The 21042-nt window shown below is 56.1% G+C and carries 21 protein-coding genes; 9 read left to right on the top strand and 12 right to left on the bottom strand.

Features of this window, described 5'->3' with window-relative positions:
• The first annotated feature begins 5 nt into the window (after positions 1-5).
• Together AC2FH6_RS17370 and infB are read left to right on the top strand one after the other, a co-directional pair.
• Positions 6-629, top strand: a complete 624-nt coding sequence (locus tag AC2FH6_RS17370; protein WP_496703106.1) for an RNA-binding protein — start codon at positions 6-8, stop codon at positions 627-629.
• A gap of 8 nt (positions 630-637) precedes the next feature.
• Positions 638-3115: a translation initiation factor IF-2 gene (gene infB / locus AC2FH6_RS17365; protein WP_496692727.1), complete on the top strand. Its 2478-nt coding sequence runs from the start codon at positions 638-640 to the stop codon at positions 3113-3115.
• Between the two features lie 469 nt (positions 3116-3584).
• Here infB and AC2FH6_RS17360 read toward each other — a convergent pair whose 3' ends face one another.
• The gene (locus AC2FH6_RS17360) at positions 3585-4283 is read right to left on the bottom strand and encodes a hypothetical protein (RefSeq protein ID WP_496703755.1); all 699 of its coding nucleotides are present in this window, start codon (positions 4281-4283) and stop codon (positions 3585-3587) included.
• Positions 4284-4718: 435 nt separating this feature from the next.
• Entirely contained in the window at positions 4719-5564 is an 846-nt protein-coding gene (locus AC2FH6_RS17355; RefSeq protein WP_496703754.1) for a LysR family transcriptional regulator, read from the bottom strand.
• A gap of 86 nt (positions 5565-5650) precedes the next feature.
• Here AC2FH6_RS17355 and AC2FH6_RS17350 point away from each other — a divergent pair, with 86 nt between their 5' ends.
• From AC2FH6_RS17350 to AC2FH6_RS17335, 4 genes are all read left to right on the top strand, one after another.
• Complete coding sequence (locus AC2FH6_RS17350; protein WP_281973609.1) at positions 5651-6118, top strand: c-type cytochrome; 468 nt, start codon at positions 5651-5653, stop codon at positions 6116-6118.
• Between the two features lie 13 nt (positions 6119-6131).
• Positions 6132-7040 carry a c-type cytochrome gene (locus AC2FH6_RS17345; RefSeq protein ID WP_496703753.1) on the top strand — a complete coding sequence of 303 codons (909 nt, stop codon included), beginning with the start codon at positions 6132-6134 and terminating at the stop codon, positions 7038-7040.
• A gap of 191 nt (positions 7041-7231) precedes the next feature.
• Entirely contained in the window at positions 7232-8086 is an 855-nt protein-coding gene (locus AC2FH6_RS17340) for a cation diffusion facilitator family transporter (RefSeq protein WP_496703801.1), read from the top strand.
• A 159-nt stretch (positions 8087-8245) separates the two neighbouring features.
• On the top strand, positions 8246-8998 hold the full coding sequence (locus tag AC2FH6_RS17335; RefSeq protein ID WP_496703752.1) for a hypothetical protein: 753 nt from the start codon (positions 8246-8248) through the stop codon (positions 8996-8998).
• A gap of 74 nt (positions 8999-9072) precedes the next feature.
• Here the strand turns inward: AC2FH6_RS17335 and AC2FH6_RS17330 are convergent, their stop codons facing one another.
• The 3 genes from AC2FH6_RS17330 to AC2FH6_RS17320 form a co-directional block, all read right to left on the bottom strand.
• A complete protein-coding gene (locus tag AC2FH6_RS17330) occupies positions 9073-9720 on the bottom strand; it encodes a response regulator (RefSeq protein ID WP_142635993.1) in 648 nt (215 codons plus the stop codon).
• Positions 9717-11120 carry a sensor histidine kinase gene (locus AC2FH6_RS17325; protein ID WP_142635991.1) on the bottom strand — a complete coding sequence of 468 codons (1404 nt, stop codon included), beginning with the start codon at positions 11118-11120 and terminating at the stop codon, positions 9717-9719. The genes AC2FH6_RS17330 and AC2FH6_RS17325 overlap by 4 nt, the downstream gene beginning before the upstream one ends.
• A gap of 179 nt (positions 11121-11299) precedes the next feature.
• A complete protein-coding gene (locus tag AC2FH6_RS17320) occupies positions 11300-11611 on the bottom strand; it encodes a MerR family transcriptional regulator (protein WP_496703751.1) in 312 nt (103 codons plus the stop codon).
• A 99-nt stretch (positions 11612-11710) separates the two neighbouring features.
• On the opposite strand from AC2FH6_RS17320, the gene AC2FH6_RS17315 reads away from it, so the two are divergent.
• Positions 11711-12034, top strand: a complete 324-nt coding sequence (locus AC2FH6_RS17315; RefSeq protein ID WP_142635987.1) for a hypothetical protein — start codon at positions 11711-11713, stop codon at positions 12032-12034.
• A 4-nt stretch (positions 12035-12038) separates the two neighbouring features.
• The gene (locus AC2FH6_RS17310; RefSeq protein ID WP_496690570.1) at positions 12039-12257 is read left to right on the top strand and encodes a GDCCVxC domain-containing (seleno)protein; all 219 of its coding nucleotides are present in this window, start codon (positions 12039-12041) and stop codon (positions 12255-12257) included.
• 365 nt (positions 12258-12622) lie between these two features.
• Here the strand turns inward: AC2FH6_RS17310 and AC2FH6_RS17305 are convergent, their stop codons facing one another.
• The 5 genes from AC2FH6_RS17305 to AC2FH6_RS17285 all read right to left on the bottom strand — a co-directional run bounded on the left by AC2FH6_RS17305 (position 12623) and on the right by AC2FH6_RS17285 (position 17300).
• On the bottom strand, positions 12623-13450 hold the full coding sequence (locus AC2FH6_RS17305; RefSeq protein WP_496689851.1) for an alpha/beta hydrolase: 828 nt from the start codon (positions 13448-13450) through the stop codon (positions 12623-12625).
• A 3-nt stretch (positions 13451-13453) separates the two neighbouring features.
• A complete protein-coding gene (locus AC2FH6_RS17300) occupies positions 13454-14335 on the bottom strand; it encodes a tryptophan 2,3-dioxygenase (RefSeq protein ID WP_142638241.1) in 882 nt (293 codons plus the stop codon).
• Positions 14336-14398: 63 nt separating this feature from the next.
• Positions 14399-15427 (bottom strand): L-threonine 3-dehydrogenase, encoded by a 1029-nt coding sequence (tdh, locus tag AC2FH6_RS17295; RefSeq protein ID WP_496703800.1) that lies wholly within the window; start codon positions 15425-15427, stop codon positions 14399-14401.
• A 14-nt stretch (positions 15428-15441) separates the two neighbouring features.
• On the bottom strand, positions 15442-16626 hold the full coding sequence (locus tag AC2FH6_RS17290; protein ID WP_496703750.1) for a glycine C-acetyltransferase: 1185 nt from the start codon (positions 16624-16626) through the stop codon (positions 15442-15444).
• A 110-nt stretch (positions 16627-16736) separates the two neighbouring features.
• Positions 16737-17300, bottom strand: a complete 564-nt coding sequence (locus tag AC2FH6_RS17285) for a helix-turn-helix domain-containing protein (protein ID WP_271950762.1) — start codon at positions 17298-17300, stop codon at positions 16737-16739.
• 118 nt (positions 17301-17418) lie between these two features.
• Here AC2FH6_RS17285 and AC2FH6_RS17280 point away from each other — a divergent pair, with 118 nt between their 5' ends.
• The gene (locus AC2FH6_RS17280) at positions 17419-18594 is read left to right on the top strand and encodes an acetyl-CoA C-acyltransferase family protein (RefSeq protein ID WP_496703749.1); all 1176 of its coding nucleotides are present in this window, start codon (positions 17419-17421) and stop codon (positions 18592-18594) included.
• A 99-nt stretch (positions 18595-18693) separates the two neighbouring features.
• On the opposite strand, the gene ubiB is transcribed toward AC2FH6_RS17280, so the two are convergent.
• A complete protein-coding gene (gene ubiB / locus AC2FH6_RS17275) occupies positions 18694-20223 on the bottom strand; it encodes a 2-polyprenylphenol 6-hydroxylase (protein WP_496703748.1) in 1530 nt (509 codons plus the stop codon).
• Positions 20223-20975 (bottom strand): bifunctional demethylmenaquinone methyltransferase/2-methoxy-6-polyprenyl-1,4-benzoquinol methylase UbiE, encoded by a 753-nt coding sequence (gene ubiE, locus AC2FH6_RS17270; RefSeq protein WP_496703747.1) that lies wholly within the window; start codon positions 20973-20975, stop codon positions 20223-20225. The genes ubiB and ubiE overlap by 1 nt, the downstream gene beginning before the upstream one ends.
• Positions 20976-21042: the final 67 nt, after the last annotated feature.

The raw sequence follows: 21042 nt of genomic DNA, 5'->3' as shown, positions 1-21042 counted from the left end.
CGCACATGGGTCGCGGTGGCGTCCATAAGGATCGGTCTGACGGACCCGAACGCAAGTGCATTGCCACTGGCGAGGTTCAGCCTAGATATGGGCTGATCCGCTTTGTGGTCGGGCCAGACGGTCAGGTCTTTCCTGATGTCGCGGCAAAACTGCCGGGGCGCGGTGTTTATGTCTCGGCCGACCGCAGCGCGTTGGACAAAGCCATCGGCAAGAAATTGTTCGCGCGGGGGTTCAAGGCGCAGGTCACTGTGTCAAAGGATCTGGCCGATGAGGTTGAAAAGCAGATTGCGCGGCGCGTGATCGAGCTTTTGAGCCTCGCGCGCAAGTCCGGTGATGCGGTTGCTGGCTATGAAAAGGTCAAGGCAATGCTGGACCGGGAAGAGGCCCAGGTATTGCTTCAGGCTTCTGATGGATCGGGGCGTGGCAAGTCGAAACTCAGCACGCCGCACTTTGGGAAATACATCGGCTGGTTGACCGCAGACGAACTTGGGGCGGCATTTGGGCGCCAAACCGTGATTCATGCGGCCTTGGCCTCTGGCGGACTCGCCAAACGTGTTGTAGAGGAAGCGCAGCGCCTGCATGGCTTGCGCGAAACGGATGACGGCGGCAAGGGCCGCGCGGAAGGGTAAGAAGCTTTATGAGCGATAGTGACGGCAAAAAGACATTGGGTCTTCGTGGCGGGGCGCGCCCCGGAAATGTGAAACAAAGTTTCAGCCACGGACGTACCAAGAATGTCGTGGTGGAAACCAAACGCAAACGCGTGGTGGTCCCCAAGCCGGGTGCGGCCAAAACCGGTGGTGGAGCTACGCCATCAGGTGATCCGTCGCGTCGTCCAGCCGGGATTTCCGACGTGGAAATGGCGCGCCGGATGAAGGCGCTGCAGGCTGCCAAGGCGCGTGAGGTCGAAGAGGCCGCCGAGCGTCAGGCCGCTGAAAAAGCGCGCGAGGAAGAGCGTGCCCGTCGCCGTGCGGAACTAGAGGCCAAAGAGCGCGAACAGCGCGAGGCCGAAGAACGCGCGCGCGCCAAGGCCGAAGAGGAAGAACGCAAGCGCAAAGAGGCTGAAGATGCCGCTAAGCGTGTCGCGGCGACCCCGACTCCTGAAGAGCCAAAAGCCGCCCGCAGCCCGGCCAGCAAGCCTGCGCCCGCAGCAACGCCACGCAAGCAGGATCGCGAGCGTGAACAGCGCGGCACGCGCACCAAGGGCCGTGACGATAACCGCCGTTCAGGCAAGCTGACTCTGGGTCAGGCGACCGGTGGTGAAGGCAACCGCCAGCGTTCGATGGCAGCCATGAAGCGTAAGCAAGAGCGCGCGCGTCAGAAAGCCATGGGCGGCGCTGTCGAGCGGGAAAAGGTTATCCGTGACGTACAGCTGCCCGAGGCGATTGTCGTGTCCGAGCTGGCCAACCGTATGGCCGAGCGTGTCGCGGACGTTGTCAAATCGCTGATGAACATGGGCATGATGGTCACGCAGAACCAGACCATTGACGCTGATACTGCGGAACTGATCATCGAAGAATTTGGCCACAAGGTCACGCGCGTCTCGGCCTCTGACGTCGAGGACGTCATCAAAGAGATCGAAGACAGCGAAGGCGATCTGCAGTCGCGTCCGCCGGTCATTACCATCATGGGTCACGTTGACCACGGTAAGACCTCGTTGCTGGACGCGATCCGCGACGCTCGCGTTGTGGCGGGTGAGGCCGGGGGTATTACCCAGCATATTGGCGCTTATCAGGTGAAAACCGATGGCGGCACAACGCTGTCTTTCCTGGATACACCGGGTCACGCGGCCTTTACCTCGATGCGTTCGCGCGGGGCGCAGGTCACGGATATCGTGGTTCTGGTTGTTGCTGCGGATGACGCGGTGATGCCGCAGACGATCGAGGCGATCAACCACGCCAAAGCGGCGGGTGTCCCGATGATCGTTGCGATCAACAAGGTCGACAAGCCGGATGCGAACCCGGACAAGGTGCGCACCGATCTGCTGCAGCACGAAGTCATCGTTGAGAAAATGTCGGGTGAGGTTCAGGACGTCGAAGTGTCCGCCATTACCGGTCAGGGTCTGGATGAGCTGTTGGAAGCCATCGCGTTGCAATCCGAAATTCTTGAGCTGAAAGCCAACCCGAATCGCGCCGCCCAGGGTGCCGTGATCGAGGCGCAGTTGGATGTGGGCCGTGGACCTGTTGCTACCGTTCTGGTTCAAACCGGTACATTGCGTCAGGGCGATATCTTTGTTGTGGGTGAGCAATACGGTAAAGTCCGTGCACTGATCAACGACAAGGGCGAACGCGTCAAAGAGGCAGGCCCCTCGGTTCCGGTTGAGGTTCTGGGTCTGAATGGCACGCCCGAGGCCGGGGACGTTCTGAACGTGACCGAGACTGAAGCGCAGGCGCGTGAAATCGCCGCCTACCGTGAACAGGCCGCCAAGGACAAACGCGCCGCCGCCGGTGCCGCAACCACCCTTGAACAGCTGATGCAAAAGGCCAAGGAAGACGAAAACGTCACCGAACTGCCAATTCTGATGAAAGCGGACGTGCAAGGTTCTGCCGAAGCCATCGTTCAGGCGATGGAGAAGATCGGCAACGACGAAGTGCGCGTGCGGGTGCTGCATTCAGGCGTCGGCGCGATCACCGAAACGGATGTCGGCTTGGCGGAAGCGTCCGGAGCCCCGATCTTGGGCTTCAACGTGCGTGCCAATGCTTCAGCCCGGAACACCGCGAACCAAAAGGGCGTGGAAATCCGCTACTACTCGGTGATCTACGATCTGGTCGACGACGTGAAAGCCGCCGCATCAGGCCTGTTGAGCGCCGAGATCCGCGAAAAGTTCATCGGTTATGCCGAGATCCGCGAAGTCTTCAAGGTTACAGGCGTTGGCAAGGTTGCTGGCTGTCTGGTTACAGAAGGCGTGGCGCGTCGTTCCGCAGGTGTCCGCCTGCTGCGCGACAACGTGGTGATCCACGAAGGCACGCTGAAAACGCTGAAGCGCTTCAAGGACGAAGTGGCCGAGGTTCAGTCGGGTCAGGAATGCGGTATGGCATTCGAGAACTATGACGATATCCGCGCCGGCGACGTCATCGAAATCTTCGAGCGCGAAGAGGTCACCCGGACACTGGATTGATCCGGACAGAACTGAAATTCGGAAAACAGCGGCTCTACCGGGCCGCTGTTTTTCTTTTCGAGAGCTGCCGTGAGCCTTTGACTTTATGCGCGAGTTTGTTTGAAGTTAATCATCAAGTCGCACCGGGTAGCCTTGGTTCAAGAGGCAAAGTAAATCTAGGTTGGTGTCGGCTATGCGGACAAAGCAGCCTTATTCAACCGCTGCTATTGCTGACGCAGCATCGGTGAGCAGCTGCTGCACGCGCATCGCTGCGGTGCAACTTATTTCGTCAAACCGGCCATTCAAGGCAAGGTCATAGTCCGAATTTCGAACGGAGCTTTCGGTGTATCCAGATTGGACAATCTGGACGCATGAAACAGCGCTCATTGCTTACTATGGCGACAACGAGCGCTTCCAGAATGCGCCCCTAAAAATTGACCTGGTGAATACTAGCGGCAATGCGGGTGGCACACGCACCAGCGCTGTCTGATCAGTCCGTTGAGAAGCAATAAAACAGACCCGCCCCGCCAGAACGTGGCAGATGTTCTTCTCCACAACCACGCGAGCCGTGCGACGAGTTCCAAGACACCATGTTTCGCGCATCATTGAGACCCACACGGTCATGATGTCCGACAATCGCGGACCCGTTTTCACTATTCGAAGTCCAGTTGCTGCATGTCGTATCGCCACCTGCCGTCGAGAAATGTCCGGCAGAATCGGAGCCGGTCAAAATGTCATGTTTGTTCGGCTGACTACCACGCCCATTTACAGGGTTACCGTTTTCATCGAGTGCGGTCAGAATACTAATGTTCACGCTGTCGCTGTGTAGGTCTTCTACATTGTTGGCGATGAGTTCTCCCTTGGCATTGTACCATGGACCCGCCCCGATTCGGTCGCGTGCCGAAATACCGTTGGTTATTGTCATCGGGTCGGTGCTGCGATCAATGGACATTGACGTGCTCAGATAGGCCGAAAAAGTTTTGGAAGAACCGACCGCAGAAGCAAGTGCATTACAATGAGCATCGGCGCCGTCGAGGCCGCCTAGATTGGCACCGTCTCCTTTGCCTACACTAGTGATGAAGAACGACATCTCTTCGCCTGCCGATTGTGCCTGAACGATTGCCGCGAAACAGCAGATTACGAGTGCAGCAACCCCATGGACAGCTGTTCTGTTGGTGAACTTCGACATGTGATTCTCCCTTCTTGCTGTGTGATCTCCGATGCTAGCCGTATGCATTGCTTGGGTCCACGATTAGCGCACAGGGATTAGAGAACATGACAGTTCAGCCTTCGAAACATATCTTGACGGAATATTGGTCGGCACATACGTTATGGCCGACTTTCGTCACCATTGCGGCAAACCCAAAATGGGGTTCGCACGAAACTTTCGCCGCGAGTATTGCGAACGCCCGGTCTGACAGACGTACTCCACCACCGTGCTGTGATCAATTGCCTCAGATGCTGGACAAAGCAGCTTTCCGACTTGACCGCGGCAATGTCCGTAGTCAGCCCAAAGCCGCTATCGCGTTGAATGCCTTGCATCGGAAAGTCGGCCTTTGAAACACTGAACTCGTAATGCTGCTCTGCAAATAATGCGACTGCTTACAACTGTTTTTGGGTGATTTCAGTTGGCTAGAGCTTTGGCTATGCGTTCAACCAAGGCCCGTTGCACGAGAGCAAACCTTGGTGTCTGCGCGATTTCCTCTAGTGTTGCGACCCAGAGCGGAACTTCGATTTGGGGATTCATGCCGTGCGATCTATGAAGGCGGGGGTCAGCATCGCCGATGAATTCTGGTAAAAATGTCTTGCCCGCTCCGGAAGCGGCCATCTGCTGAAGCACCAAAAAACTGTCTGCTCCGTTGGTAGTTTGTTCGGTTTTCGCGTTTTCTGCTAGCCACTTGGCAGGCCGAGAGCGGCTCAACGCGCCGTCAAGCCTCATCCATTTACGATTTGGGGAACCATCATCATAGACCCCAAACGACAATGTACCTGATCGTTCTCCGACCAGGCCGTCCTCAAGTTTAATCGATGGGCGCACAGCGATATCCGCAGTCAGCCGGGATAGATCACGGTGGCTGTTGCTACTCAACAAAGTCAGTTCCAACCCTGGGTACTCTTTGGAAATTTCATTCAAAATCTGAGGCAATACCATCTGGCAAAGACTGTCAGTGGACGTGATGCGAACGTGACCAACAGGAGAGCGGTTCGCGCCTACGATTGCCCTCTCTACTGAAAGCACCGCATCTTCAACGTTTTCCATAGCCGATAGAATTGTTCTGGCCTCAGGCAGCGCGGAATATCCAGAAGAGCTCTTCCGAAAAATCGCACAGCCACTTCTCTGTTCAAAGGCAACCACTCTGCGCAGGACTGTCGCATGCGTTACCCGCAAAGCTTCCGCCGCCGAGTTCAGCGAACCGAATCTATCAACGGCAAGCACATATCGAATGTCATCCCAATTATCGTTGTTCATAAATTAACAGGAGGCGGCGAATAACAAACAATTACAAGTAAATTCGTTCAAGCTAACATTCGAAGTATTGAACAGGGAGAGACATCATGATGAAGAAGTTCTCAATTTTGGCGGCAGGCATTTTGTCTGTAGCGGCCATTGGCGCAGCCATCGCCCATGAAAGCGAAAATCCGGCTGTGAAAGCTCGGACCTCAATCATGCAGCTCTATTCCTTCAATCTTGGTACACTTGGCGGCATGGCCAAAGGCGAGGTGGGCTATGATGCCGAGGCCGCAACACGGGCTGCAAACAACCTTGTTGTACTAACGCAGATCGACCAATCCGCGATGTGGCCCGCAGGATCCGACAATGTATCCGATCCGTCCACCCGAGCGCTGCCTGCGATCTGGGAAAACTTCGCTGACGTTGGTGCGAAAGGGCAGGCTATGGCAGATGCCGCTGTTGCGATGCAGGCTGCGGCAGGGCAAGATGTTGATGCCCTGAAAGCGGCTATGGGCGATCTGGGTGGAAGCTGTTCGGCATGTCACAAAGCGTACAGAGCGCCAAAAGATTAATTGGTAGATAGCTGTGAAGCGGTTTTTCCTTTTCACCGCTTTCGTTGCACTCTTGGTTGGGTTGGCAGGTTTGGTGCTGACCCGACCACAAAGAACGGATCAATCTAAACTCGACGGTTTGCATCCGGATCTCACCAGAGGCGAAATCGTGTTCCACGCCTCAGGATGCGCATCTTGTCATTCAGCGCCGGATGCGGTTGGTGAGGACAAGCTCATGCTCTCCGGTGGTCGCCGGTTTGAGACAGAATTCGGCACGTTCATTGCCCCCAACATTTCCAGTGACCCAAAAGTTGGTATTGGGTCCTGGTCTGCCCTGGATCTGGCCAATGCCTTGATCCATGGGACCGGACCCGAAGGGCAGCACTATTTTCCAGCGTTTCCCTATACATCTTACGCCAACATTACGGCCGAAGACGTTATTTCGCTCCTTGCATTCCTCAGAACCCTGCCAGCGTCCAAAGCCGAAAGCGTTTCTCATGAAGTCGGTTTTCCTTTCAATGTTCGTCGTGGATTGGGGGGATGGAAACTGTTGTTCATGACACCAGGCTGGGTAGTCGAAGGTGAATTGACCGACCAACAAAGACATGGCAGGTATTTAGTGGAGGCGTTGGGTCACTGCGCCGAATGCCATACGCCGCGAAATGGCTTAGGTGGTCTGAAACGAGACCTTTGGCTGACAGGTGCACCAAATCCAAACGGGAAGGGTCGCGTCCCGGGCCTTACCTCAGACCAGCTTGATTGGTCCGAGGCCGACATTTCCGAGTACCTCAAATCTGGCTTTACACCGGACTATGACAGCGCTGGTGGTGAGATGGTGGAGGTCATCGAGAACACATCTCGCCTCACCGATGAGGACCGTTTGGCGATTGCCGCCTATCTCAAGGCGGTTCCTGTTTCGTCGGCGGTGCTTCCATCAGAGTAACAGTCGTTTGGCGCCATGCAGGGGGACCAGATGCTGTCGTCGATCGCCGGTAGGAAGCCGCAGGGCCTATTCCCTTTTCACCAACCACCTGTTTTACGTTTTGAACGTCGGAGCTCAGCAATATCCCGAGATTCTGTTCATGATTGATTGAGCGTTGTGGTCAAATGACACCAATAATCGCTCTTTAATCCATTCCAATATCCATTGCGGTACTGGCTCTGAAACTGTTGGCTAGGTGGCTGACAGGCTCGGTGGCGTTGTTGTCGGACGCAATGGAATCTACCGTGAATGTCGTTGCGGCGTTGCTGGCATACTTTGCGGTTCGGGTTGCCAATAAACCCCCTGATGAAAACCACCCCTTTAGTCACAAAAAAGCTGAGTATCTTTCCGCTGTCGTCGAGGGCGTATTGATTGTTCTGGCGGCGTTCTTGATCATCAGAGAAGCTGTACTGGCACTCCCAAACCCGCATCTTGAGGATGCGCCTCTTTTTGGAATCGCCGTCAGTGTCGTTGCAACGGGCGTGAATGGCGCATGGGCTTACCTATTGCTCAAAATCGGCAGTCGCGAGGGGTCGCCTGCATTGGAGGCGAGCTCCCGGCACATTTTCACAGATGTCATGACCTCAGTTGGTGTCATCGCAGGTCTGATACTTGCACTTGTCACCGGCTGGCTGATCCTCGATCCGATCCTGGCAATTCTTGTTGCACTGAACATCTTGTGGGAGGGCTGGAAAGTTATTCGGGCGTCTGTCGATGGACTGATTGATGTGACCCTTTCGGATCATGACTTGCAGACTGTTACTAATGCAATAGAAGCAAATCTCGGCGGAGCCTTGGAGTACCACGACCTCAAAGGGCGTAGATCCGCAAACGTCATCTTTGTGGAGTTTCATCTTGTTGTGGACGGCACAATGCCAGTCAGCGCGGCGCATGATATATGCAATGACATCAAGGAAGAATTGGATCGTTTGTATCCGGGTTCTGTCTTTGTCATTCACCTCGAACCTGATGACGAGCTGAAGGGTGACCGGGTTAGTTCCCGCTAAACTGGTCACATGGCTCAGCAAAAACTCCATTGGTTTGACTGATCTGACTAAGACGTTCGGCTTGAAATTCGTCAGACCTAAGCCCGATGTGGGGAAGCCGAACCAGAAGTAACCTGCCTCCAACGTCACGAAGCGTGATGCTCAAAATTGGAGGCGAAAATGAAAATTCAAAGAAAGCTGGGTCAACTTCTTAGTACCGCGGCGTTGGCTTCGTTGATCGCGGCAACACCTTATGTGCCAGCGTTTGATGCCGATGGTCGCCTACATTTTGAACCATCATATGCCTTTGCCAAGAGCGGCAGGGGAAGCGACGGGGATGGTCGCGATGATGATCGGGATGACGACAGAGATGATGACCGCGACGACGACCGGGATGATGATCGTGACGACAATTCGGGATCAGGCAAAGGTGGTCGCGACGATGATGATGACGATGACGACTCCAAACGCTCCAATAGGGGCAGCGGAAAGAAGGATCGGTCTCAAGCAGGTGGTAAACCCTTGGGTTCGGCCGGTGTAACAAAGGTCGAAACAAACGCTAACGGCATTGAAGTGCGTTACGCCGACGGAACCAAGGAGGAGATCGAAAACGGGCGGTATGAGAGAAAGAATGCTCAGAACCGAACTGTTGAGGAGCGCCCTGCGACCGGTGCTGACGTCTCAAGGCTTCGGTCTTTGGCGAATGGTATCTCAATCGACAACGTGCTCTCTTCTGGGCAAGGCGGCACTGCTGGAAGTCGACCTACGAAAATTGAACGCCAGGGCAACAATATCGAAGTGAACTATGCCAATGGTTGGAAAGAGGAGATCGAGTTTGGGCGCTACGAGCTGAAAGATCCGTACAACCGGACTGTTGTTGAGAGAAACGCAACGGCTTCCGATCGCCGAAGGTTGCAGTCGGTTGCCAACTAAGCTGCAACTCCAGTAGATAACCCGTTGGTGGCTTCTTGTAGAGGGGGCCGCCATCTTCGTACTAGAGACCGCTGTTAGTCTCCCTTGTTCCAAACATCATGGGCAATGAGCGCGGCCTCTACCCGGTTTCGCGCGTGAAGCTTGGACAGTATTGCCGTCATGTAGTGCTTCACGGTCTTTTCCTGAAGGTCTAACTCGTCAGCGATTTCACGATTACTCAGTCCTTTGGCTACACGTCGAAGTATTTCTTCCTCACGATGCGTAAGGTCATTGAGAATGCTGCTGTTCTTAGAGGTGCCGGTGTCAGCGTTGATTTGAAGCAGTACCCGCGAGGCCAAGCCCGGAGAAACGAACCCTTCACCTGCGGCGATGCTGCTTAAGGAAGCGGTCAATTCGCTCGCGGTTACTCCCTTCACGATGTACCCTATCGCGCCCGCCTCCAACGCGTCCGCGACGTCGCTGCTGTTCTCTGAGACCGTCAAGATTGCAATGAAAGGCGGATTTGCCATTGCCGCAATTTTACGTGTTGCGCTTATCCCGCCACCGGGCATCGAGAGGTCAAGAATGGCTATGTTCGGCTGATGCGTGACGACCAGCGATACTGCATCTTCAGCGCTGGACCCGGCAGCTAAAACTTCAAAACCATCAGCTTCATCCAGCGTGCGTTGCAAACCATCCCTGAATATCGGGTGATCATCAGCTATTACGACAGATGTAGTCATGATGTGCCTAACTTTCTGGGAAAGAGTGTCATAGAAACGGTGGTGCCCTCACCCGGTCTCGATGCGACTTCGAACCTGCCGCCAATACTCTCGACCCGATCCCGCAAGCCCATAAGCCCCTGGCCACCATCGTCTCGCAACGCGGTTTCTTCTGACCTGTCAAAACCAGGCCCGTCGTCTTTGACCTTTATAACTATGCGGTCGTTCTGCGCCTCAGAGATAACGGTGCACTTGGAAGCTGGAGCATATCTCGCGGCATTGGAAAGCGTCTCCTGAAGGAACCGAAAAACGCACAGCTTGTCGGACAATGACAACTCTGGGGCCTGGCTACCCAAAAGTGAAATATCCGGTCGCAACGGGCTGTGTTCGACGTGATCCTCTACGGCTCTCTTCACAACATCGACGAGTGACAAGCTGTCGATATCTGGCGCAGAAAGCCCTCGCGATATTGCACGAATTTCAGCCAGAGATTTTTGCAAAGACTGCTGAATTTCCTCTGCCTCTTTAGAACTTTCGGACTCTTTGGAAAACGCCGCCTCCAGTCTAAGGGCGGCGAGCGACAGGTATTGCGCAGGACCATCATGTAGTTCGGCACCGAGATTTTTGAGGAACCGATCTGTTTGCGTGGCATATCTTTCTGACGCATCTACTACACGCGACCGCAGCCGGGCATTCTGCTCGGCCATCCTCTCACTTTCTGTCAGGCGCTGTTTAAGAAGAGCCCCCTGTCGTCGAATAGTTTTGTCGCCAATTGCGACAATGGAATACAGAACAATAGTACTTGCCAGAAATGCGGAACCGACGACCAACCAACTTGTTCGCCTGGCCTTGGCTAAGTCTAACTCAAGCTGATCAGCTCTTTCGTAGAACTCCGCAACTGCGATGATTTCGCCGGACCAAAGTTCGCGGATGGGGCTGTAAACTTCAAGTAGTGGTATCCCCAAAGCCGCCTCGGCGGCGCTCTCGGCATGATCAAGCTCTTTGAAAGAGCCGGAGATGTCACCGCTCCACGCCCGCCTTAAGTCATCCGTTGGATTGAAACGGTTTCCAATGATGTCTGTATCAGAGGCATGTACAATCACACCGCCTTGCTTCCAGAATTTGTAGGAGACAATGCGGTCACGCATTGGCTGGGTCATGAAAATCTCGTCCAGCGCTAGGCTCGCCTGCTCAGAAAGATGGTTGCCATGTGCCAATTCCTGGCTGAGCGGGGATACTACGCTTTCCATATATAGCGCAGCGGAATTGGCGGAGTTTTGCACGACTGCGTTCTGGATTCGATTTGACACCCAGACCCCGACGATTGCGGTAGCAGTACCCATCACGAAAATGCTGGCCGCAAGAAAGACTCGCGACAGCGACCAATTGCCAATCGTCAGGTCAGTTACTTTCGCTCTCATCGTGAAATCGACTATGAACTACAATCTGTTATCGCACCACAGACCTTGGTCTGACGTGATCTGGCTAAATCTCAGATCCTGCGCTTCCGTCCAGTGGCCAGAGTCAGATATCGTCCATCGTTCTCAGTCTTTGCAGCATCGGGCATTGAACGTTTCCGCTATCACAATTGGCCGTAAGCTCACTCAAGGCGTCTGAGCTCACTAATCTTGCTTTGAACGCTGGCAATGTGTGCCTCGGCCAGTTCTTTCACTGATCGGCAGTCTTCGGCACTTCCTTCTGACAGCTCCAAAAGCGCCTTTGCGTCAGATAGAGGAAACCCCAGGTCACGGCACTTCTTCAAAAATCGAAGTCTTCCAACATCGCTTGCCGAATAGAGGCGACGATTGTTCAGAGCTCGTGCGGGTCTTGGTACGATACCTTCGCGTTCGTAATAGCGGATAGTTTCTATGCCGACCCCGCATTGCCGGGAAGCCTCGCCTATCGCAATCATGTGAAGTGCCTCCACTTGATCCTGTAGTTACTACAGGAGTTATACGCATTGAATGCTAGTGCCTCAACACAATCAAATCGCCTACCCAGGGAGCGAAAGATGAAAAAATATTTGACCCTCAGCCACCTGGGATCGGTTTCCGCTCTGGGGGTCGCGACATGCTGTGTTCTTCCAATGGCTATGATGTTGCTCGGCTTGGGTGGCAGTTGGTTGGCGATATTCGGAAAAATAGCGGCAGCAAGCTACTATGTTCTCGCCATCTCAACAGTGCTGGTCGCAGTTTCGTGGTTCGTAGCGCATCGAAACGGGACGTTGGCAAATCTGAAATGGTGGCTTGTCGGAAACACGGCGACTACCGCGTTGGCATGGGTCATCGTGTTCAATGAGGCTCAAATCAACGATTATCTAATCATGCAGATGTGAGACAATGACAAAACAAACTGTGGTGCTGGATAGCACTTTGACCTGCCCTCGGTGTGGGCACGTTGAAACCGAGAAAATGCCAACTGACTCGTGCCAGTGGTTTTATGAATGCAAATCATGCAAGGCAGTCTTGAAACCGTTAGAAGGCGATTGCTGTGTTTTTTGTTCCTACGCAACTGTCCCGTGCCCGCCAATTCAGTCAGGTGACTGCTGTTGTGGATAAGCGGGCCGCAACCGCAACATCCGAGAAAGGTTTTGATTGTCCGCATTGGCTCGTTGGCCAAAGTTTGCAAAGTCTGGTTTCTGCGCATCGCGACCATCAAACTCGCACAACTCTGCGCCATGGCTAACGGTAGCAAAGTCCGCGTCTCGCGAATTGCCTGACAAAACCTCGCTGCGCCCGGCACCAATAGCCGCTCTTTACGCCGCACTGCCGTGTTCAAGATGATGCCCGCGCAGCAATAAAATCAAATTCACAGATTGGCGCTCAAACCGGACACTTGCGGTACCGCCACAAATGCAGGGATATGGCGACTTGCGCAGTGCATGACGCAAAGGTCAGAATATTCTATCGCCCAACACCTATGATTACCGAGGAGCCGGCAGGAACGTGCTTGCGTGCATGATGATGTCGAAATGCTGCATCCCTTTCTGCAGATCAAAACTGACAGAATGCCCGCCTTTACGCAGCAATTCCGCATAGTCCCGGCTTTGACGAATGAATTCGGGTGTGTCGCGCTCGGCGACGGTTATATGGTAACGCGGACCGGGGGCGGGCAGGTGCAGAATGGGTGAGAGATCGTGTATTTCGACCGGGGTCAGTTGCAGCGGGTCATTCACCGGCGTCAGGCTGATCGGTTCAAGATCATAGACGCCGCTAATCAGAATCACCTCTCGTACCCGCAAGCCGGCGCGGGCTAGCGCATCGGCTGAAGTCGCCATCATCATGGCCGCCAGATGTGCCCCGGCGCTGTGCCCCGACAAGGTGATCTGCGCCGGATCGAACCCAAGGGCCGTCGCCTGTGATCCCAGCCAAAGCAGGGCATCGCGGCACTCTTTGATCATCTGATCCAGTCGGGCCTCAGGTGCGAGCGTATAGTTCAGCGTTGCAAAGGCTTGCCCGTTTTCCACCAGTGTAGGGGCCATCATCGCCGACTCACGCTGACTGAGCGCCTGCCAGTAACCTCCGTGAATAAAGACATGCAGCGGAGCGTTGGCCGTCGACGCAGGAAAGAAGTCGAGCACCTGTTCAGATGTTTCGCCGAAGGGCAGGTTTTCCCGGCATTCCATCCGGGCGCGGTTCTGCGCACTCAGCGCGGCGTAGCTTTCAAGATAGGGTGTCAGATCGCCGCCAACCATCGAACTGGGAGAATACTCCTGCTCCAGCTCTGTCTGAGTGAAACCACGATACAGCATCGCCTACTCCTGCCCGCTATACATCAATTCGGTGCGCACATCGTAGAGATCGTGAAAGAACCGCAAGTCCAGCGCTTTGCGCAGGAACGACACACCGCTGGACCCGCCTGTACCTGGCTGGTTGCCAATAACTCTCTCGACCGCTGTGACATGGTCAAACCGCCAGCGCTGGAACAGAGATTCAACGTCCATCAGCTTTTCGGCCAGCGCATAGAGGTCCCAATACTGATCGGTATTGTGAAACACCTGAGCCCAGATTTTCACCACGCGCGGGTCGCCGGAATATGGTTGTGCAAAGTCACGGTTCAGCAGGTCATCAGGCACGTCAAACCCTTGCCGGGCCAGCATGTGCAGCACTTCGTCGTAAAGCGAAGGCTTGGTCAGTGCGGCATCCAATAATTCCATGACTTCGGGATCATGCTGGTGAACCTTCAGGGTCGAGGCATCCTTGTTGCCCAGAATGAATTCAATCTGACGATAGCCATAGCTTTGAAATCCCGAGGAGCTGCCAAGTGCTTGCCGAAAGGTCATGTAATCGGCGGGGGTCATGGTCAGAAGCGTTTCCCACGCGGAAATCAACTGCCGCTGGATTGCTTTGACCCGGTCGAGATTCTTCATTGCCGGGCCAAATTCGTCCTCTTGCAGAAAGCGGCGCACTTCGACCAGCTGGTGATGCATCAGCTTCAGCCACAGCTCGCTGACCTGATGGATGATGATGAACAGCATCTCATCTGGTTGCGCGGGATCCTGAAACGTCTTTTGCAGATTCAGTAGGGTTTTGAGCTGCAGGAAATCGCCATAGCTCTTGCGGTGGGTTTCGGCGAAATCCGTGACCAGAGTGTCCTCGATCCCGCGTTCAAGATACCGGTTGTCCTTGTCGCTCATCTGCGCCTCCAAACACCTGAGTTCCCTCCTGTTTAGGGGGTGAAGCCGTTTAACGCCAGAGGGTTAGGTCCAATCCAGAACAACCTTGCCGGATCGACCTGATTTCATCTCGCCAAAGCCCTTGGCGAATTCATTAACCTTGAAACGGTGCGTGATCACTCGGCTGACATCCAAGCCGTTTTGTAACATGGCAATCATCTTATACCAGGTCTCGAACATCTCGCGCCCATAGACACCTTTGATGGTGATGGCCTTGAATACGATGCGGGACCAGTCCACGGGGGATTTTCCAGGTGGGATGCCTAGCAGAGCGATCTTGCCGCCCATCACCAGTGCCTCGACCATCTGGTCCAGTGCAATTTGTGAACCTGACATCTCAAGCCCGACGTCAAAACCCTGCTGCATGCCCAGTTCGGCGATCACGTCCTGCAATTCTTCCTTGGTCACATCGACAGGGCGCAATGTTGGCACGACATGCGCAGCCAGCGTCAAGCGGTCCGGATTGATATCGGTGATCACCACATGCCGCGCGCCTGCATGGCGGGCCACGGCGGCGGCCATGATGCCGATGGGGCCTGCACCGGTGATCAGCACATCCTCACCCAGCAGATCAAAGCTGAGTGCGGTGTGCACGGCATTCCCCAACGGGTCTAGAATGGCTCCGATTTCGTCGGGAATGTCATCGGGCAGGGGCACCACGTTGAAGGCAGGTAGTTTCAGGTATTGCGCAAAGGCACCCTGTTCGTTGACGCCGATTCCGCGCGTGCCGGGATCCAGATGGAACTTGCCAGCGCGGCTTTGGCGGCTGTCGGTTGTGATCAGGTGCCCCTCGCCGGAGCAGCGCTGGCCGATCTCAAGCCCGGTCACGTTGCGCCCGATCTCAACGATTTCACCGGCAAATTCATGGCCGGTGATCATCGGGGTGGGCACCGTGGCGGCGGCCCAGTCGTCCCAGTTCCAGATGTGGATATCGGTGCCGCAGATGCCGGTCTTGTTGATGCGGATCAGCACTTCATCAGGGCCGATCTCGGGCACCGGGGCCTGCACCATCCACAGCCCCTCCTCGGGCTTGGATTTTTCCAGCGCTTTCATCGTATTGGGTCGCATCAGATAATCCCCAGCTCTTTGCCGACCTTGCCAAAGGCGGCCAGCGCACGGTCCAGCTCATCCTTTGTCAGCGTCGCATTCATCTGCGTTCTGATCCGTGCCTTACCGCGCGGGACGACGGGGAAGAAAAAACCCGAAACATAAACGCCTTCGTCAAACAGCTTTGCGGCCATGTCCTGCGCCAGTTGTGCTTCGCCCAGCATTACCGGGATGATCGGGTGTTCGCCGGGTAGAAGATCAAAACCCAACTTTTCCAATCCCGCGCGCCAATACTTGGCGTTGCCGAACAGTTGCGCGCGCAGCATGTCGCCCTCTTCGACCAGACGGATGGCTTCGATCCCGGCAGCAACGATTGAAGGCGGCAGCGAATTTGAGAACAGATAGGGCCGCGCCCGCTGCCGCAGCAGGTCGATCACCGGCTGCGGCCCGGCGATATAACCGCCGATTGCCCCCCCAAGTGCCTTGCCCAAGGTTCCCGTCAGAATATCCACAGCGACACCGAAATGATCCGGTGTACCGGCCCCGTTCGGACCCATGAATCCGGTGGCATGGCAGTCATCGACCATGACAATGGCGTCATATTTGTCCGCCAGTTCGCGGATTTTCGGCAAGTTAGCCAGATAGCCATCCATCGAAAACACACCGTCTGTCGCGATCATGATGTGTCGCGCGCCGTCCTCGCGTGCCTGCTTCAGCCAGGCCTCCAGATCGTTCATGTCGTTGTTCAGATAACGATAACGTTTGGCCTTGCACAACCGTATCCCGTCGATGATTGAGGCATGGTTCAGACTGTCCGAGATGATGGCATCTTCAGGCCCTAACAATGGCTCAAACAGCCCTCCATTGGCATCAAAACAGGCGGCAAACAGGATCGCATCGTCCTTATTCAGGAATTGTGCCAGCTTCTGTTCCAGCTCACGGTGAATGTCCTGTGTGCCACAAATAAACCGGACCGAGGCCATGCCGAACCCTTTGGGCTCCATCGCATCTTTGGCGGCGGCGATCAGTGCCGGATGATCGGCCAGACCCAGATAATTGTTGGCGCACAGATTGATGACCTGCCTGTCGCCCACAGTAATTTCGCCGCCCTGGGGCGAGGTGATCATTCGTTCACGCTTGTACAGACCCTCCGCTTCGATCTGCACGAGGGTGTCGGTGACATGGGTCAGGAATGCATCTGACATGGCGATCTCCGTTCAACTGAGTCGCATGTCTAACATAACGGATGAAATTCCCAAATAGGGGAATTACAGTATGAAGGAAAAATTTCCGTAAAGGCGGAAATACGCCGGTGTCATGCGTTTTTGACGATCAGGAACACCCTTGCTGGCTTCTTGGCTGTAATTGAGTGCAGAACGTCCGCCGCGTATCGCGCGGTGTCGCCCTGGTTCAGTTCGCTGACGGCACTGCCCGAGGTGACGCGCACCGCACCTTCAAGTACCGTCAACTGTTCATGCGCGCCGCGGGCGTGTGGTTGGCTGTTCAGCGCGCCATCACTGTCAAAGCGGATATCGTAGACCTCGTGGCCACCGGCCTCTTCGGGCGGGGAGAGGATACGGATGCGGCAATTCTGGCCCATATTGTCGATGCTGGGCACTTCGTCGCTGCGCAGGGTTTCGATCTGATCGGCGTTATTGGCCTCTTCCAGCAGGCCAGCGAAGTCCACCTGCAGGGCGCGGGTCAGGTTCCACAGGGTCGAGATCGTCGGGCTGCTTTCACCGCGTTCGATCTGGCTGACCATGGATCGGGACACGCCGCTGAGATTGGCCACAGCTTCCAGCGACAGGCCTTTGGCGCGGCGGGCCTCTTTCAGGCGGGCGGGCAGGCGCGTCAGGATATCGTCTGAATTTTCCGTCATGACGGAATCTCATGCGCGTTTGGTGGCCTCATGTCAATTCCGCTTGTGACGGTACGTCCTATGGGACAGTTCCAATGGCTGGATGCATAGTGCCCGCAAATCCACGAGGAGAAGAGACATGAAAGATATCGTCATTCTTGATGGTGCGCGCACCGCGATTGGCACATTTGGTGGCGCCTTGGCTTCAACTGCGCCGATTGATCTGGCGACCGTTGTGACTGAAGCGGCGATGGAGCGATCTGGAGTTGCGCCCGAGCAAATCGGCAATGTGGTGTTTGGTCATGTCATTAATACCGAACCACGCGACATGTACCTGTCACGCGCCGCGGCCAAGCAGGCCTGTATCCCCGTTGAAACGCCCGCGATGAACGTAAACCGTCTGTGCGGGTCCGGTGCGCAGGCGATTGTGTCGGCGGTACAGTCCCTGATGCTGGGCGACGCCGAATTCGCTGTGGCTGGTGGCGCCGAAAGCATGTCGCGGAGTCCGTATATCGTGCCACAGGCGCGCTGGGGCGCGAAGATGGGCGATGTCACCTCGATGGATATGATGCTGGGCGCGTTGAACTGCCCGTTTGGCACTGGCCATATGGGCATTACGGCCGAAAACGTTGCTGATGAGCACCAGATCACCCGTGAGCAGATGGATGAATTCGCGATGGCCAGCCAAACCCGTGCGGCGGCTGCGCTGGAGGCGGGGTATTTCCAAAGCCAGATCACGCCGGTTCAGGTCAAGGTCAAGCGCGACATGGTCGATTTCATGGTCGACGAGCATCCCAAACAGACATCCGCCGAGGCGCTGGCCGGGCTGCGTCCTGCCTTCCGCAAGGATGGCCGGGTGACGGCAGGCAACGCGTCGGGCATCAACGATGGTGCGGCGGCGATGGTACTGGCCTCGGCGGAGGCGGCCGAGAAGGCCGGCTTGAAACCCAAGGCACGCATTCTGGGCTATGGCCACGCAGGCGTACGCCCCGAGGTGATGGGCATTGGTCCGGTTCCTGCGGTGCAAAACCTGATGGCGCGGACGGGCCTGACGCTGGGTGATTTCGATGTGATCGAAAGCAACGAAGCCTTTGCCGCGCAAGCGTTGGCCGTGAACAAAGAGCTGGGCTTGGATGCCGCCAAGGTAAACCCGAATGGCGGGGCGATTGCGCTGGGCCATCCGGTGGGTGCAACCGGTGCGATTATAACGCTGAAAGCCCTGTATGAGCTGGAGCGCACGGGCGGGTCCAAGGGTTTGGTCACCATGTGCATCGGTGGCGGTCAGGGCATTGCCATCGCCTTTGAGCTGCTCTGAAACCGAACCAAGCAGGGGGGCTGTCTGCCCCCCCATCGCACCTATGGCGCAATTCCCCCCGAAGGTATTTTTGGCCAGATGAAGCGGGCGGGATTGGGTTTAGCTGAAGCTTGTCAGCAATAGGACGAGGGCCGCGCCGGTAGCGGCACCAATGGTGGCGGGCAAGGCAACGGACCATAGGCGCGACCGGGTCGGCTCATCCTTTTGGGTTTGGGAAATCAATGCGTTTTCTACCAGTGCTGGAAGCCTCGGACCAAACCGGGCCAGAACCATTGCCGTTTTGCCAAAATCGCGAAGTGCGGCGCGGGGGCCGATGGATTGTTTGATGTAGTCTTCGACCACGGGTCGGGCGACTTCCCAGATGTTCATTTGCGGGTCGAGTGAGCGCGCGACGCCTTCGACCACAACCATTGTACGCTGAAGCAGGATCAGCTCGGTACGGGTTTCCATGCCGAAGCGTTCAGTGACTTCGAACAGATAGCTGAGCAACCGTCCCATTGAGATATGGGTGGCGTTCATACCAAAGATCGGCTCTCCAACCGCGCGCAGGGCACGGGCAAATTCGTCGACATCCTGATTGGCAGGGACATATCCGGCCTCGAAATGCACCTCGGCCACGCGCTTGTAGTCGCGGCGGATAAAGCCAAAGAGAATCTCGGCATAGACCCGGCGCGTGTATTCGTCGATATGGCCCATGATGCCATAGTCATAGGCAATGATATCGCTATTTGCCGCGACCTTCAGGTTACCCTGGTGCATGTCAGCGTGGAAATAGCCGTCGCGCAGAGCATGCAGCAGGAACAGGCGCAGCACGCGTTCGGCCAGATCGCGGCGGTCATGACCGGCTGCATCCAGTGCGCCATTGTCGCCCAGCGGGATGCCATCTGCCCAGCTGAGAGTCATTACCCGACGCGCCGACAGGGACCAGACCACGGGGGGCAACCAGAATCCGGCATCGTCCTTGGTGTTAGCGGCATATTCCGAGGCGGCTGAGCTTTCCAGACGCAGGTCCAGCTCACCCCGGACAACGCCGTCGAAATGTTCGATCACTTCCATCGGGCGCAGGCGGCGCGCGCTGGGGGCGAAGAGTTGCACGATGCGGGCGGCGAAATAGAATGCGTCGACATCTTTGCGGAAGGCGCGTTCGATGCCGGGGCGCAGAACTTTGACGGCCACATCCTCGCCAGTGCTGCGCAGCTTGGCCTTGTGGACCTGAGCGATTGAGGCGGCCGCAATCGGCTCGCTGAACTCATCGAATATCTCGACGACGGGTTGACCAAGCTCTTTCTCGACCTCGGCCATGGCCTCGGCCTTGGAGAACGGGGGCAGTTTGTCCTGCAGCACGCGTAGCTGTTCTGCCAGTTCGTCTCCAACCACGTCGGGCCGCGTGGACAGAACCTGACCGAATTTTATATAGGCAGGTCCCAGGGCGGTGAGGGCACGGGTGGCTGGGGGCATCGACGGATCGCCTTTGTAACCCAGCCATTGAAAGGGTTTGCCCAGGGTGTGGGCCAGAACTCGCAGGGCACGTGGTGCTTCGAACGCGTCCAGAACGACATTCATGGCACCTGTCCGCTCCAGCGTCGCGCCGGTCCGGATCAAGCGGATGATATTGTGAGGGCCGCGCATCAGATTTTCCAGCCGGAATGCAGCGCGGCAATGCCCATGGTCAGGTTACGGTATTTCGCGTTGTCGAACCCGGCGGTGCGGACCATGTTCAGGAAAGTATCCTGATCCGGGAAATTACGGATCGATTCGACCAGATACTGATAGCTGTCATAATCATTGGCGATCAGTTTCCCCATGCGCGGGATGACATTGAAACTATAGAGGTCATAGAGTTTCTGCAGCCCGTCATTGGGCAACTGGCTGAACTCCAAAACCATCAGGCGGCCGCCGGGTTTCAATACGCGGTAGGCCTCGTTCAATGCCTCTTGCGGGCGAGTCACGTTTCGGATGCCGAAGGAGATCGTGTAGACGTCAAAGGTGTTATCCTCGAACGGCAGGGCCATCGCATCGCCCACCACCCAATTCAGACTGTCCGACATCTGATCCGCCTCGGCCCGCTGTCGGCCTTCGATCAGCATCGGCTCGGTCAGGTCCAAAACGGTGGCATGGCCACGGCCTGCGCGCTTCAGGAACCGGAACGAGATATCGCCGGTGCCGCCCGCAACGTCCAGCAGGCGCTGACCTGTGCGCGGGGCCAGCCAGTCCATCATTGCGTCTTTCCAGATCCGGTGAATGCCCATCGACATGACATCGTTCATCACATCGTATTTTGAGGCGACCGAGTTGAACACGCCCTGCACGCGCCCGGCCTTGTCGGCCTCGCGCACGGTTTCGAACCCGAAATGAGTGGTCTTGTCGCTTTTGTCGGACATTTGCCTTGCCGTTTGTCGAATTTCGCCTCTGTTATAGGGCGATAAGAACCGGGCACAATGCGGCCCT

The organism is Ruegeria sp. CDSC045 (genome assembly GCF_059610725.1).
This window is presented reverse-complemented; position numbering and strand designations above follow the sequence as displayed.